Below are 14,225 nucleotides of genomic sequence, written 5' to 3'. Positions count from 1 at the left end.
ATCAAATCTTATCCAGAATAAAGTTAGTGCGTTCTTCCACACTCGATTTAGGAACTTCAATAGGCGTATATCCATAACGCCTGTAGGTGGAATAAAGATAAGACGAAATTTTTAAGGCTTCCTCGTAGCTTTCGTATCGCTCATTATCGCTCGTATAAATTTCTTTCCAGGGCGGAAGAATAAATATAAGGTCATACTGATTTTGTTTGCAGGTGTCTTCAAAAAGCTCCGGGTAATTTGTGCCGAAATAGTCCATATAGGCGACTACATCTGGTAAACCACGATCAATAAAAATATGATTTCCCTTTAATTGCTCTGCTTCTTTAAATTGATTTAACCTGCCTTGCAGTAATTTTTCGCTAAAAAGTAAGGGTTGCTCAAGGAATAATTGATCTATGCCTTCTTTCTGCGCTTCAAGGGTAACCTGCCGGGAAATTTCATGCAGACACTTTTCTCCTTTATCTTCCAGGTTATGGATAATGGAAGATTTACCGGTTCCCGGGCCACCGGTTATGACTATTTTTCTATTTTTCACAGCGCAAATTTCGACAAATGAATTTGATTATAAAAATGCAGGCATTACTTGTATCTTTGCATCTAAACGAAGGAGAAAATTATGAGTGAATCCAGGAATACCGAAGAATTTTATAAGAAATTAAAAAAGCAGCTTCAGGATACGGCCATGTGGCCTTCTGAATATCTATATAAATTTATTGTTCCCACCAAAGGTGACCAGGTAGGGCAGGTTCAGGATATTTTTGACAATATGGGTGCCGTCATTGAAAACAAGCAATCCAAAAAAGGAAAATATACCAGTGTATCTATAAATGTAAGAATGAAAAATCCTGATGCAGTTATAGAAAAATACAAGGAAGTCGCAGAAAAGGTGGAAGGGGTGATTTCTCTATAATCACTACATAAAAAACCTTTTTATTGTGCATCTTTATTAATATTTAGTATTTTGCAGGCAGGAGTAGAACTTCAGTAATTACCTAATTAAACTTCAATTTTGACAAACGCATTAGAATATAACTCTGAAAGGAGTAAATTGATAATTCCCGAATATGGCAGACATCTTCAGAAAATGGTAGAACATGCCGTGAGTATCGAGGACGATGAGGAAAGGAATAAAGTAGCAAATTCCATTATCTCGGTAATGGGAAATATGAATCCACACCTTCGTGATGTTCCCGATTTTCAGCATAAACTCTGGGATCAGTTATTCATTATAAGTGATTTCAAACTTGAAGTTGATTCACCTTTTCCGAAGCCAACAAGAGAGATGTTAGCTGAAAGACCAGATATGTTGCAATATCCTGAAAATAATCCCAAGTACAGATTCTATGGGAATAACATCAAGAGGATGATCGATGCAGCAAAGGATTATGAAGAGGGGGAATTAAAAGAAGCTCTGGTGCTTACCATCGCTAATCATATGAAGAAATCTTACCTTAACTGGAACCGGGATTCTGTAGATGATGAAGTAATTCTGGAACACTTAAGGGATCTAAGTAATGGTAAGATCAATCCAAAGAATATAGATGAAGATCTTAGCCAGGCTTCTGAGCTTATCAGGAGTGGAGGTACTAAGAAAAAATACACCAAGAATCCAAAAAAAACAGGCCGTAAAGGAGGCCGCAAACGCCACTAAACTCAACATCTTTTAATGGGAACTTTTCAAATTGAAGGTGGTCATCGTTTAAGCGGGGATATACAACCCCAGGGAGCAAAGAACGAGGCACTACAAATACTTTGCGCTGTATTGTTAACTGATGAAAAAGTAACAATTCACAATATTCCGGATATTTTAGACGTAAATAAACTTATCACTCTGCTTCGAAATCTTGGGGTGAAGGTTGAAAATACCGGAAAGGGTAGTTATTCTTTTCAGAGCGATGATCTGGATATGGAATATCTCGATAGCGAACAATTTAAGATCGATGGTGGTGGACTTCGCGGGTCTATCATGATCGTAGGACCAATGTTGGGCCGGTTTGGTAAGGGATATATTCCCAAGCCGGGAGGTGATAAGATAGGCCGCAGAAGACTGGATACCCACTTCGAAGGTTTCATGAAGCTCGGCGCAGATTTCAGATATAATAAGGAAGAAAGATTTTACGGGGTAGAAGCTCCAAACGGTCTTAAGGGTGATTATATGCTTCTGGAAGAAGCTTCGGTTACCGGTACGGCGAATATTGTCATGGCGGCAGTTCTTGCTAAAGGAACCACCACTATTTATAACGCCGCTTGCGAGCCATATCTTCAGCAGCTTTGCAAAATGTTGAATTCTATGGGAGCTAACATTAAGGGTGTAGGTTCTAATTTACTTACCATAGAAGGTGTTGAAAAACTGGGAGGTTGCGAACATCGTGTTTTGCCAGACATGATAGAAATTGGTTCATGGATAGGTCTCGCTGCAATGACCAAAAGTGAAATAACAATAAAGAATGTAAACTGGGAGATGTTGGGGATTATCCCTACAACTTTCAGAAAACTTGGAATTACGGTAGAGAAGAAGGGAGATGATATACATATACCTGCGCATACAGAAGGTTACGAGGTGCAGAGTTTTATCGATGGATCTATCATGAATATAAGTGATGCGCCATGGCCCGGGTTTACTCCAGACCTTTTAAGTATCATGCTGGTTACAGCAACACAGGCAAGAGGAAGTGTGCTTATACATCAAAAGATGTTTGAGAGTAGGTTATTCTTTGTGGATAAGTTAATAGATATGGGAGCAAAGATTATTCTTTGTGATCCGCACAGGGCTACAGTTATAGGCCATGACTTTAAATCTCAGTTAAAAGCTACTACCATGACTTCTCCAGATATCAGGGCTGGTATTTCTCTATTGATCGCCGCACTATCTGCCAAAGGAACTTCTACGATCCATAATATAGAACAGATAGATCGGGGTTACGAACATATTGTGGAAAGATTACAGGGGATAGGGGCTAAGATCACCAGGCTGGACTAAAATCTATAGTTATCAAATAAAAAAAAAGCTGTTCAAACGAACAGCTTTTTTTTTTGTATCCATAATGAACTAAACTTTTTCCTTAGCTTCTTTTTTGTGTTCCTTGTAGTGGAATAGGTTATGTTCTTTGATCATTTTAGTGGTTCTGTCCGGTAGCATTTCTTCCCATCCGGCCTTTCCTTCATTAATCATTTTAAGAACCTCTCTGGAGTAAATATCCATTATATCTGGATTAAAATCCTTAATGTCTTCAACCCTGCCGTTATATTTAAAGAACTTATAAAGTTCTTTCATTCTTGGATGAACCTTAACGTTTTCGCTATTAGTGATTTCTCCTGTTTCAGGATCCTTGAGTGGATACAGGTAAACCTTAAGGTCTTTGAAAAATAATTTACCAAAGGCTTCAAGTATACCTCCACTTAAATGGCGATAGTATTTTTCATCAAAAACATCAATCAGGTTTTGTACACCCATGGTAAGACCCATTCTTTGCTTGGAGTACCTTGAGAAATATTCCACCACGCGATAGTATTCCTGGAAGTTTGAGATCATTACCGTTTGACCAAGAGAACAAAGTAATTTCGCCCGGTCCATGAAATCCCTTTCATCTATCTCACCTTCTGCTCGTAAATTGGAAAGGGTGATCTCAAAAATTATCTCTGTATTTTCACGGTTCACCTTAGCTTCATTAAAGAACATCTCCTTCGACCGCTCGTACATATCCATATTTACCTTAGTAACCGGTCTAAAGCTACCTCTGAGGGCCAGAATATTCTTTTTATAAAGCAGTTTGGCAGGTAAAACGTTATTTCCGTCAGGACCGAACATTACTGCCTCTGTCATTCCATTTTTCACCAATTGCAGACTCATCAAACGATTATCCACATTTTCAAACCTTGGTCCCGAAAAGTTAATTGTGTCTATCTCTATTTGATCTTTATCTATATGATCATAGAGATATTTGAGAAGTTTTTTAGGGTTATCATACTTATAGTAAGCGCCATAGATAAGGTTTACTCCTAAAGTTCCTAAAGTGTTTTGCTGATGCCTGGCATCGTTTTCATGAAAACGAACATGCAATAGAATTTCATTGTATTCTTCACCAGGCTCTACCTGATACCTTATACCAACCCATCCGTGTCCCTTATACTTCTTCGCAAAATCTATAGTGGCTACAGTATTAGCATAGGTAAAGAATAATTTATTAGGATGTTTTTCACGGGAAATCCGTTCTTCGATTAGCCTGGTTTCATGGGCAAGCATTTTTTTAAGTCGGGCTTCAGTAACATATCGACGGTCATTTTCAACTCCATAGATCGCGTCACTAAAGTCTTTATCGTAGGCACTCATCGCTTTGGCAATAGTACCTGAAGCACCTCCGGCCCGAAAAAAGTTTCTTACGGTTTCCTGACCTGCACCAATTTCTGAAAATGTACCGTAAATATTTTCATTTAAATTGATACGAAGGGCTTTACTATTTATTGAAGGAACATTTTCAAATTCCTTGTCGCCCATTATAGTAATTGGCATAGTCTGTTTTTTTAGTAAACATTTTTATTGTGTACTTCAAAAGTACTAAAAGCGGTAGGCATACGAAAAAATATATTTACTTTTGTGTGAAAAATAACACCTTTTGGAAGTAACATTTTTAGGAACAGGAACATCGCAGGGAATACCAATCATAGGAAGTGAACATCCGGTATGCCTCAGTGAGAATCCAAAAGATAAACGTTTGCGCGTTTCTGTACTTATTTCCTGGAATGATTTTAATATTTTGATCGATTGTGGCCCGGATTTCCGCCAGCAAATGCTCGCGAATAATGTAAAGAAACTGGATGCAATTTTTTTTACTCATGAACATAATGATCATACTGCCGGGCTCGATGATATAAGGCCTTTTTTTTTCAGACAGGGAGACATTCCAGTATATGCCCACGAAAGGGTTTTAAAGGCTCTGCACAAACGTTTTGATTATATATTTCTTACAGAGAACAAGTATCCCGGTGCCCCTGGAGTAACTGAGAATGTTATAGAAAACATGCCTTTTAACTTTCATGGACTAACTGTCACTCCTGTTAATTTTATGCACAACAGGTTGCAGGTATTTGGGTATCGAATGGAGGATTTTGCATACCTCACAGATCTCAAATCTATTGAAGATAAAGAGGTTGAGAAATTGCATGATTTGAAAGTGCTGGTAGTAAGTGCGCTTAGAATTGAGCCGCATCATTCGCATTTTAATCTTGAGGAGGCCCTTGAATTTGTGGAACGGGTAAAACCTGAAAGGACCTATTTAACCCATATAAGCCATATGCTGGGATTTCATGACGAGGTGGAGCAGATGCTACCCGATAATGTCCATCTGGCCTATGATAACCTGAAAATCACTATTTAATATGCGCAACAAGATCCTGATGTATCTTTTTATTTTTACCCTGTTATTCACAATTTTCATTTATGTAAATGATAAAAGAATACTGGATTCGAAACAAGAGAGGATTGATAGTCTTGAAAATAAGTTGCAGGAAGCAGAAACTGAATTGAATGTCTCTGATGAAGTGGCCACTGCTGAGGATTATTTCAGTTTACAGAACAATGAAGATGCTATTTCCTATTTTGATAAAAGAAATATTGATGCGACAGATCTAATTCTTAGGATTGAGGATGCGATTATCAGCAAAAATTCTTCAGATAGTGACAATCCCTTAGTTCCCCAGGCGGGCATGGAGGGTAAAATGCGGATCAATAAGATCAAGGTGTTAAACCACAAATGGGTCATTGCAGATTTTACTGACGGAACTTACTGGGGAGAGGTTTTTTTAACCTATGAAGTTTCTGAAGACGACGGGATAAAATTCTATCCTGAAAAATCTTTTCTTTACCCGTTAAATTAGATCCTTTTTATCAGCCAGTCTTTTAATTCGAAGAAATTCTGAGGAGCAACACCGTGCCCAACGGGAAACTCTGAATAGGTGTTTCTTATTCCCAATTCATCAAGAAATGGCTTGTTCTTTCTGGCCCATTCCACAGGGATGACCTGGTCTACACTTCCATGAGAACAGTAAAAATCCAGGTTGGAAAAATTATTCTCTCTGAAATTTTCTTTTAAAATTCCCTGGTTTATATAGCCACTCAGCGCAATTACATTTTTAATCTTTTCAGGATAAGATAAGGCTACAGCATAACTTAGAATACTTCCCTGGCTAAACCCTAATAAATTTATATTAGAAGGATCTACCGGATATTTCTCTATGATTTCATCAATAAAGTCCCTGATAGTTTCCCTTGATTTGATTGCCTGAAGATCATCACTGAATTTTCCATCGTTATTATCCCAGTGAATGGCATACCATGCATTGCCATAAGGTTGCATCCGATAAGGGGCTTTTGCAGAAATGATGAAGAGATCTTCCGGTAACTCATTTGCGAAAGAGAAAAGATCGTTTTCATCGCTTCCATATCCATGCAGCAATAAAAGTACCGGTGATTTTTCAGATTTATTTTTAGGCTCCCTGATTATATGTTGTAAAGAAAATTCTGTTGTCATTATGAAATTGTACTAAACCATTTTTGAAATAAAGGACCTAAAACCGGAATTTCCTGTTCTTCCCCTTTAATAGCCATTAATAATCCATATCCCCAGAGCACAAAATAGACTATGTAAAAAGGCCAGGTGATAAATACCTGATCAAATAAGCCCATTAAAGCACCTAGAAGATATAAGGTTATATGCATGCCAAAAGCCTGTCTTATATGAAAGCTGGCAAACCTGTTCTTAGGCTCCAGATTCATGAAATAGGCTATTATAGTTCCTATAATTGTAATATAGGCTACGACAGCGGTTGTCTTTGCCTGTCCTGTAGTTTCCATACTTTTATTCTTTGTGTGTAAAACCTTTACTGGTAATTACTCCAACAGCCTTTCCTTTTAATTCTTTATCCAGGAAAATACTGTTTTTAGATGAAGAAATTATATCATTTTTAGTGAATCGATATGTCTCGCCGGGTAAAAATAAACTCAGATCTGCCGGTTGATCTTCCTCAATAGGAAATTCTTCAATGCTGAATCGATCTTTTCCAGCAGTTAGAAATTTTACTGCTTCTTCTGTCTGGAAAATGGTACATAGAGCTCCAAAAGCAGATTCGAGTCCTATGCTTCCATACAAAGCGTTATCGAATTCTACTTTTTTATGTTCCACATCAATAGGATTATGATCACTGGTAACCATATCTATAGTTCCATCTTTTAATCCCTTAATAAGCGCTTTAGCATCTTTTTTGGTCCTTAAAGGAGGCATCACTTTAACATTAGAATCGAAAGACCTGAGCTCTTCATCATCCAGGATGAGATTGTGAATAGCCACGCTGCAGCTTACATCCAGACCTTTCTTCTTAGCATCCTTAATCAGTTTAACCGATTTTTCTGTTGATATGGTAGGAATGTGCAATTTACCACCGGTATATTCAAGTAGATAAAGATCCCTGGTAATCTGTAATTCTTCGGCAAGATTAGGTATACCTTTCAAACCAAGAGAGGTGCTATTTTCGTGTTCATTAACCATTCCATTACCTGCGATCCTGTTTTCCTGAGGATAACTCTGGATAAGTGCATCAAAATTCTGGGCATATTGCAGGGCGATTTTCAGCAAATTGGGATTGCGAAGCGGTATCTTGTAGTCACCAAAACTCACAGCTCCGGCTTCTTTCATATCAAGTAATTCTGCCAGATCTCTTCCTTCACTTTTCATGGTTAGTGCTCCAACGGGATAAAGCTTAACCGGATGGTTTTGGGCTTTAGCCTTAACTGCAGAAATACTACCGCTGTGATCCAGCACTGGATGGGTATAAGGGTTTACAGCAACCGAGGTAAAACCCGATTTACCTGCAGTATCTAAACCATTGGCAATGGTTTCCCTGTCTTCAAAACCTGGTTCACCAAAATTAACACTACTATCAAACCATCCCCGGGAAACATGAAGTCCTGAAATCTTAATTTCTTTATCAGCCTTATGTTTTAGATTCCTACCAATCCCTTTAATTGTACCATTTTCAATATAAATATCTAGCTTTTTGTTATGGTGAGTAGATTTCTCATCTATTATGGTAACCGATTTTAAAAGTAGCTTCATTTAAAGAATTTTATAAGTAGCATTTCAATAGCCAGAAATATCAGCGCAAAAATAACAAACCATTTCCAAAGTGCAGTAATTTGGGTAGCTGCATTTGATTTCTGAAAATATTCTCCTACGGAATCATAAATCTTTGATCCCTGTAAATTAGAAATGTCTGCATATTTCAGTTCGCTTTCCTGCCTTGGATAATTAAAACTTAAATAGGTGAAAGTTTCATCGTCCTTATTCACTTCGTAATTTCCGGCCGCAAGATCGAGGTTTGCCGTATTCATCTCCACCCGGTTACTGAAATTTTTCTGCTGGGGAATCACATTTAAATCTGTCTTTTGCAAGTGTAATACTTCATCTTTCGCCAGCCTGACGGGGATATCAATTTGACTATTCCAGGATGTATTATAAAATAATTGATTTGCCTGAAGGGATTTTAAACCCATTTGATAAAAAACCGGAACTATCAAAGGTGAATTTTTAAAGTTGGAATTTTGATCATTTAAAGCGGCTGTAAATAGGTAAGCCCGATCTGATTCTGAAAGAAATGCTTTACCATCCTGGTATTCGAGTATCGAATTCATAGAATTCTGGTTATAGGAAGATAGCACTTTAGGATACTCAAAATTTTCGATCCTGTCTTCAAATACATTCTCTAGCAATGGGTGGTCAAAAGAAATTTTGGTTATTAGGCGTTCCTGTTCTACAACGCGGTCAAAACCAGGGAATCCAAGTCTGTTCAATAATGCTGTATAGCCGTCAGCATTCGCAGGAGGGACAATTATTATTACAGACCCATTTTCTTTTACCGTGGCGAGATTATTTATAAGTGAAGAGGGAAGTTGCTTTATTTCGTTCAAAATGACCAGGTTCGCAGTGTTTAGCTGATTAAAATCGATCTGATCTGGCTGAAATTCGAAAATTTCAAACTCTGGCTGTCTATAGATTCTGTTTAAAAAGTCTGTTTCGCTATTGGCTATAATTACAACCTTAACAGACGTTTTTTCATTGATATTAAAATACAGGATATTGTCATAATTCAAACCATTATCCTCGATCTCTATTCGTCCTTTGCGAACCTGATTATTCTGTAATCTAAAACTCGTTTCCGCATTTTTCTTATCCCCAAACTGAACAGTATTCCGTCCCAGAAGCTTTTCCCCATCGTATATCGATAAAGTAACCGGCGCTTCAGCAATCCTGTTGGAACTCAAATTTATATTCAGAAGGAAACTTTCAGGAGTAGAATTGGAAATATAGGCCGTATCTACCGAAGCATTTCGAATGTCCCCGGCTTTATAGCGAACCAAATGATGATCGATTTCTCCGCTGAATTCAGATGGAATATCCAGATTTTGCTGAAAATCTGAAATTATGACCAGGTTCTTTCTGGTATTTGGAAAATTCTTAAAATAATTTTTAGCTTTTAAGATGATCTCCCTGTACCTGATCTGATCATCGGTAAAAGTGATATTTTGTATTTCATTTTTTATTTCAGGAGCAGACCTGTTGAAATAATCTTTAGAATTGGTAAATAGTGAATGTTTACCTTCTCCAGCTAAATTCTCCATTAACTGGTTTACAGCCTTCTGTAGTGTTGAAGCCTGTTCACTTCCTGCCTGCATACTAAAGGAATTGTCGAGATAAATAAGTGTGCGGGATTCCTCCATTGCTTTATCACTGGCCGGAATAAAAGGTTTGGCAAAAGCAAGGATAAGGCAAGAGAGCAATAATAGCCGTGTCATCAGGATAAGAAATTTTTTAAGTCTCGAACTTTTACGAGTTTCCTGTATGACTTTCTTTAGAAATTTTACATTGGTAAAATCTTCCTTTTGAAATTTTCTTAATCTGAATAAGTGAACGATCAGCGGAATTACAAGCAAAATAAGGGCGTACAGTAATTCAGGCTGTTGAAAATGCATATAAAAGGATATGGTTACTCAAATATAGAAAACGAATAGGGAAAAAAACTTAATTCCGCTTGATCTGAAATTTAAAATTACTGCCTTCACCAATTTCAGATTCCAGTGATATAGAACCGCCCATAGATTCCACCAGTTTCTTTACCGTAGCCAGGCCAATACCGCTACCCAAAGTGCCTTCACGGTCTACCGTGTCCAGAGTAGTAAAAATATTGAAGATCTCCTCATATTTATCCTTTGGGATTCCCTTCCCATTATCTTTAACTTCAAATTTGTAAAATTCCTCGCTTTTTGCGAAAGTGATCTCTACTTTCCTGATGTCTTTATCATTATATTTCAAAGCGTTGCTAATAAGATTCATAAATACCTGGGTAAGCGCTGCTTTATTTACATTATGCAGCATGATATCGTCAGGATATATAATTTCAATATCATCTGCCACCTGGTAAAGGTCAATAATACCTTTTAATAACTTGCGGAGATCCACATTGGTATAATCCTTTTCCAGAACATGATCGCTTTTATAGAAGCTCAGGATACCGTCAATATAATTTCGAAGAGAGTAGGAGGATTCTACAAGGAATTTTAAATACTGTTCTGTGTCCTCATCAAATTTGCCCTCGTTTTCATCCTTCAACAATTCACTTAGGGAAATGATATTTGCCAGTGGCGATTTTAAATCATGAGAAACGAGACTTGCGAACCTTTCCAGTTCTCTATATTTTTCTTTTAGCTTAGCCTGTACCTGGAAAAGTTTTAATTTTTGTTTCCGGAATTCGAAAAGATTTAAGGTTTGATTAGCCAGGGCATGAAGTCCCTTTAATTGAGGTGAAGTTAGTTTCTTTTCAACTGTATCAAAAACACAGAAAACGGCAATAGCATGGCCCTGGGGATTATGTAAGGGAATACCTGCATAAAAGTTGAATTCACGATCATAGATACCCTGTGCTGCATTGAAAATTTCAGGATGAGTACTTCTATTGATTATAAAAATAGGTTCATCACTATGAATTGACCGGTCACAAAAAGAATTCCTTCTGTCTATTTCCTGTATTTCTGCTCCGTAAACAGCTTTATTCCAGATACGGTTATGGTCAACAATACTGATTTTGGCAACCGGAGAATTAGATATAGATGCTGCGAGAAACGTAAGATTATCATAATCTTCGTCTGGCCCGGTGTTTAAAATATTGTATTCCTTCAATGCTTTTCGCCGCAGCTTTTCATTGAAAGGGATTAGGTTTTTCTGCATTTTATCCGATAAAATGTTGAAATAAAGTTATTTAAAAAAAACCACTTTAACCTTATAAATATCCTAATCGATAATTTCGTTGCGTTTAATGCTAAATTCGAAAACAGTTCCTTCGTTCTCTATCGAGGAAATTTGGATAGTTCCCCCCAGGCTTTCCACAATCTTTTTAACCGTGGATAAACCAATACCATGGCCTTTTTTACCCTGCCTGTCCTTTTCTGCAACCGTAGTAAAAAGATCAAAAATTTTCTCCTGCTTTTCTAATGGAATCCCAATCCCGTTATCACTGATCTTGAAATTAAAAAACTCACGGTTCTCAGTACAATCAATTTCAATTATAATCTTTTCCCTACTGTTATATTTTAAACTGTTACTAATTAAATTCATAAAGATCTGGCCAATCGCAGCTGAATTTCCAAATATTTTAAGGTTATTATCTGGCAAATTGATTTCACAGTTTTCTGCGATCTGAAGCAGATCTATAATATCTTCCAGGAGATCATTAAGGAAGAATTCCTCTACGTTACCGGTTTCAGCTTTATTATTAGAATAATGATCCAACAGACCATTTATATAATCACTCAAAGTAAGACCAGATTGCTTGAGATAAGAAATATAATCCATGCCTTCTTTATCCAGTATATTAGAATATTTAACCTTGAGGATATCTGCGGTAAGGATCATATTTGCAAGGGGCATTTTTAGATCGTGAGAAACTGTACTGGCGAATTCCCTTAAAATCCGGTTATTCTCGTTCAGCTCGATCTTCATTTGTTCCAGTAAATAATTCTGACGTCTAGATTCCAGTAGCATTTCTACCTGTTTTCCTAATGATTTTAATGCAGTTCTCTGCTTTTCATCCAACTGGTGGACTTTAGAATCATATACGCATAATGTCCCTAAGGGTAAACCTTGGGTATCTAATAAAGGAACCCCGGCATAATACTTTATAGCATTCTCTCCGGTTACAAAAGGATTGCCTTTAAATCTTTCGTCTACGGTTGTATCAGGTACCTCAAGGATCCTATCGGGATTCAAAATCGTATGGCCGCAAAAACTTACATCTCTGGGAGAACCGGTTAGATCTGTACCGTATTTAGATTTGAACCAGTTTTCCTCCTCGTCTACCATATTTACCACCGCAATAGGTGTCTTACAAATATAGCTGGCCAGTTCGGTAATAGTATCATACGCCTGTTCGGGCAGGGAATTCATGATGTTCAATTGCCGAAGAGATTTAAGTCTTTCTATCTCATTCTTCGGGGTTTCGGGGCTTATCATTGAAAAATATTTCAGATTGTTAAATAAATCAAAAAAAAGGAGAATAGCAACTAACCAAAGTTACCCTTTTCAAAAACTCCCAGGCCAAACAAAGCGAAATCATATTTTACGGGATCCTGTAGATCCAGGGCTCTAAGATTATTATCCAGCTGGGCGACAGCTTTAGCATCATTGGCATTTCTGTTTAAAAGGCCTAGTTGTCTGGCTATATTGCCTGAATGCACATCCAGAGGACAGGAAAGCTGCGCAGGAGAAAGGTTCTTCCACAGGCCAAAATCCACCCCATTTTGGTCATTTCTAACCATCCACCTCAAAAACATATTAATTCGTTTTGCTGCTGAATTTTTCAGGGGATCACTAACATGCTTTTCTGTTCTTTTCTGGTGCGGCAATTCAAAAAATATAGTTTTAAATTTATGAATTGCTGGTTGCAGTCCATCAGGTTCTGCATTCAGGGTAAATATTCCTTCCAGGCCACCATGTTCAGCATAAACGTTTTTAAGAGCCTTGATGAAAAATTTTAGATCTATGGAGTTAAATGTACGATGAACAAAACTGTCAAAGGTGTTAAGATCATTTTCTTCATGATTCATTACAAAATCAAATGGACTCAAATCCATTAGATGCATCATCCTGTGAGCATTTTTCAAGATACTTTTTCTATTTCCCCAGGCTATGGTAGCAGCTAAAAATCCCGCGATCTCGATGTCTTCTTTTTTATAAAATAAATGGGGGATACTAATGGGGTCTGTTTCAATAAATCCCGGAGTATTATATTTTATAACTTTTTCGTCTAAAAACTCCTTTAATTCACTTTGGGTTAATCGCATACAGGGAAGTCCAGTTTGGAAAACAAAGATATCATTTCTTATAGCCCCTGGCAATTTATAAGCTTCAATCTAAAATGTTGAAAAGACTAAAAGAACATATTATGAATTGCTTAGGGATGTTTCAGCATGATCTTTCATGATCTCGCCATCTACCATGGTAAGCTTACGGTCTGCCATATCTGCCAGCTCCTCGTTATGGGTTACAATCACAAAGGTTTGTGCAAATTCATCCCTTAGCTGAAAGAATAATTTATGAAGATTTTCAGCAGATTCACTATCGAGATTTCCCGAAGGTTCATCAGCGAAGATCACGGCAGGATTATTTATAAGGCTTCTAGCCACGGCAATTCTCTGCTGTTCACCGCCGCTTAGTTCTCCCGGTTTGTGGGAAGCCCTGTTCTCAAGGCCAAGAAAGCTTAATAATTCCATAGCTCGCTTTTCTGCTTCCTTCCTGGACGTCTTGGCAATAAAAGCTGGAATACAAATGTTCTCAAGGGCTGTAAATTCAGGTAGCAATTGGTGAAACTGAAAAATGAATCCTATATGTTTATTTCTGAATTTTGAAAGCTCCCTGGAACGGAGTCCGTAAATATTAGTGCCATTAATCTCTAAATGGGAGTTCTTTTTTTTAGAAGGTTTATCCAGGGTGCCAAGAATTTGCAGAAGAGTAGTCTTTCCTGCTCCCGAAGCTCCTACAATAGATACAATTTCACTTTTCTTTATATGAAGATCCACTGCTTTTAATACGTGTAATTCTCCGTAATACTTATGAATATTCCTGGCTTTGATCATATTAAAAAATAAGTGCTTCGAAAATAGCCAAATTAGGCTGATTCCCCAA

15 protein-coding genes are annotated in these 14,225 nt (G+C 37.4%); 5 read left to right on the top strand and 10 right to left on the bottom strand.

Annotated features, from left to right (window positions below):
* Window position 1: 1 nt before the first annotated feature.
* Window positions 2-535, bottom strand: coding sequence for an AAA family ATPase (locus FGM01_RS01655; protein WP_143409383.1), 534 nt, complete (start codon window positions 533-535; stop codon window positions 2-4).
* An 81-nt stretch (window positions 536-616) separates the two neighbouring features.
* On the opposite strand from FGM01_RS01655, the gene FGM01_RS01650 reads away from it, so the two are divergent.
* From FGM01_RS01650 to murA, 3 genes are all read left to right on the top strand, one after another.
* Window positions 617-910, top strand: a complete 294-nt coding sequence (locus FGM01_RS01650) for a DUF493 family protein (RefSeq protein ID WP_143409382.1) — start codon at window positions 617-619, stop codon at window positions 908-910.
* Window positions 911-1,009: 99 nt separating this feature from the next.
* Window positions 1,010-1,651 carry a DUF4290 domain-containing protein gene (locus FGM01_RS01645; RefSeq protein WP_143409381.1) on the top strand — a complete coding sequence of 214 codons (642 nt, stop codon included), beginning with the start codon at window positions 1,010-1,012 and terminating at the stop codon, window positions 1,649-1,651.
* 15 nt (window positions 1,652-1,666) lie between these two features.
* Window positions 1,667-2,980: a UDP-N-acetylglucosamine 1-carboxyvinyltransferase gene (murA, locus tag FGM01_RS01640; RefSeq protein ID WP_143409380.1), complete on the top strand. Its 1,314-nt coding sequence runs from the start codon at window positions 1,667-1,669 to the stop codon at window positions 2,978-2,980.
* Between the two features lie 69 nt (window positions 2,981-3,049).
* Here the strand turns inward: murA and FGM01_RS01635 are convergent, their stop codons facing one another.
* The gene (locus tag FGM01_RS01635; protein ID WP_143409379.1) at window positions 3,050-4,510 is read right to left on the bottom strand and encodes a TonB-dependent receptor; all 1,461 of its coding nucleotides are present in this window, start codon (window positions 4,508-4,510) and stop codon (window positions 3,050-3,052) included.
* A gap of 103 nt (window positions 4,511-4,613) precedes the next feature.
* Between FGM01_RS01635 and FGM01_RS01630 the strand changes: the two genes are divergently transcribed.
* Complete coding sequence (locus FGM01_RS01630) at window positions 4,614-5,375, top strand: MBL fold metallo-hydrolase (protein ID WP_143409378.1); 762 nt, start codon at window positions 4,614-4,616, stop codon at window positions 5,373-5,375.
* Window position 5,376: 1 nt separating this feature from the next.
* The gene (locus FGM01_RS01625) at window positions 5,377-5,874 is read left to right on the top strand and encodes a hypothetical protein (protein ID WP_143409377.1); all 498 of its coding nucleotides are present in this window, start codon (window positions 5,377-5,379) and stop codon (window positions 5,872-5,874) included.
* Here FGM01_RS01625 and FGM01_RS01620 read toward each other — a convergent pair.
* The 8 genes from FGM01_RS01620 to FGM01_RS01585 form a co-directional block, all read right to left on the bottom strand.
* A complete protein-coding gene (locus FGM01_RS01620; RefSeq protein WP_143409376.1) occupies window positions 5,871-6,527 on the bottom strand; it encodes an alpha/beta hydrolase in 657 nt (218 codons plus the stop codon). The two genes, FGM01_RS01625 and FGM01_RS01620, sit on opposite strands and share 4 nt — an antisense overlap.
* Window positions 6,527-6,850, bottom strand: coding sequence for a DUF4870 domain-containing protein (locus tag FGM01_RS01615; protein WP_143409375.1), 324 nt, complete (start codon window positions 6,848-6,850; stop codon window positions 6,527-6,529). The genes FGM01_RS01620 and FGM01_RS01615 overlap by 1 nt, the downstream gene beginning before the upstream one ends.
* A gap of 4 nt (window positions 6,851-6,854) precedes the next feature.
* The gene (locus tag FGM01_RS01610) at window positions 6,855-8,108 is read right to left on the bottom strand and encodes a dihydroorotase (RefSeq protein WP_143409374.1); all 1,254 of its coding nucleotides are present in this window, start codon (window positions 8,106-8,108) and stop codon (window positions 6,855-6,857) included.
* Window positions 8,105-10,021, bottom strand: a complete 1,917-nt coding sequence (locus FGM01_RS01605) for a vWA domain-containing protein (RefSeq protein WP_143409373.1) — start codon at window positions 10,019-10,021, stop codon at window positions 8,105-8,107. The genes FGM01_RS01610 and FGM01_RS01605 overlap by 4 nt, the downstream gene beginning before the upstream one ends.
* A gap of 49 nt (window positions 10,022-10,070) precedes the next feature.
* Window positions 10,071-11,273 (bottom strand): sensor histidine kinase, encoded by a 1,203-nt coding sequence (locus FGM01_RS01600; RefSeq protein WP_143409372.1) that lies wholly within the window; start codon window positions 11,271-11,273, stop codon window positions 10,071-10,073.
* Between the two features lie 63 nt (window positions 11,274-11,336).
* Window positions 11,337-12,554, bottom strand: coding sequence for a GAF domain-containing sensor histidine kinase (locus tag FGM01_RS01595; protein ID WP_143409371.1), 1,218 nt, complete (start codon window positions 12,552-12,554; stop codon window positions 11,337-11,339).
* Between the two features lie 50 nt (window positions 12,555-12,604).
* Window positions 12,605-13,384, bottom strand: a complete 780-nt coding sequence (locus tag FGM01_RS01590; protein ID WP_143409370.1) for a TIGR02757 family protein — start codon at window positions 13,382-13,384, stop codon at window positions 12,605-12,607.
* Window positions 13,385-13,483: 99 nt separating this feature from the next.
* Window positions 13,484-14,176: an ABC transporter ATP-binding protein gene (locus FGM01_RS01585; protein ID WP_143409369.1), complete on the bottom strand. Its 693-nt coding sequence runs from the start codon at window positions 14,174-14,176 to the stop codon at window positions 13,484-13,486.
* Window positions 14,177-14,225 lie beyond the last annotated feature (49 nt).

Source organism: Christiangramia sabulilitoris (genome assembly GCF_007050985.1).
GTDB classification, from domain to species: domain Bacteria; phylum Bacteroidota; class Bacteroidia; order Flavobacteriales; family Flavobacteriaceae; genus Christiangramia; species Christiangramia sabulilitoris.
Note: the sequence above shows the minus strand (reverse complement) of the source record. Positions and strands in the feature narration are given on the sequence as shown.

Coding starts and splice junctions, on each gene's coding strand:
- FGM01_RS01600 (WP_143409372.1), bottom strand. CDS start 11,273: ATGCAGAAAAACCTAATCCCTTTCAATGAAAAGCTGCGGCGAAAAGCA.
- murA (WP_143409380.1), top strand. CDS start 1,667: ATGGGAACTTTTCAAATTGAAGGTGGTCATCGTTTAAGCGGGGATATA.
- FGM01_RS01590 (WP_143409370.1), bottom strand. CDS start 13,384: ATGCGATTAACCCAAAGTGAATTAAAGGAGTTTTTAGACGAAAAAGTT.
- FGM01_RS01615 (WP_143409375.1), bottom strand. CDS start 6,850: ATGGAAACTACAGGACAGGCAAAGACAACCGCTGTCGTAGCCTATATT.
- FGM01_RS01625 (WP_143409377.1), top strand. CDS start 5,377: ATGCGCAACAAGATCCTGATGTATCTTTTTATTTTTACCCTGTTATTC.
- FGM01_RS01595 (WP_143409371.1), bottom strand. CDS start 12,554: ATGATAAGCCCCGAAACCCCGAAGAATGAGATAGAAAGACTTAAATCT.
- FGM01_RS01635 (WP_143409379.1), bottom strand. CDS start 4,510: ATGCCAATTACTATAATGGGCGACAAGGAATTTGAAAATGTTCCTTCA.
- FGM01_RS01650 (WP_143409382.1), top strand. CDS start 617: ATGAGTGAATCCAGGAATACCGAAGAATTTTATAAGAAATTAAAAAAG.
- FGM01_RS01610 (WP_143409374.1), bottom strand. CDS start 8,108: ATGAAGCTACTTTTAAAATCGGTTACCATAATAGATGAGAAATCTACT.
- FGM01_RS01605 (WP_143409373.1), bottom strand. CDS start 10,021: ATGCATTTTCAACAGCCTGAATTACTGTACGCCCTTATTTTGCTTGTA.
- FGM01_RS01620 (WP_143409376.1), bottom strand. CDS start 6,527: ATGACAACAGAATTTTCTTTACAACATATAATCAGGGAGCCTAAAAAT.
- FGM01_RS01585 (WP_143409369.1), bottom strand. CDS start 14,176: ATGATCAAAGCCAGGAATATTCATAAGTATTACGGAGAATTACACGTA.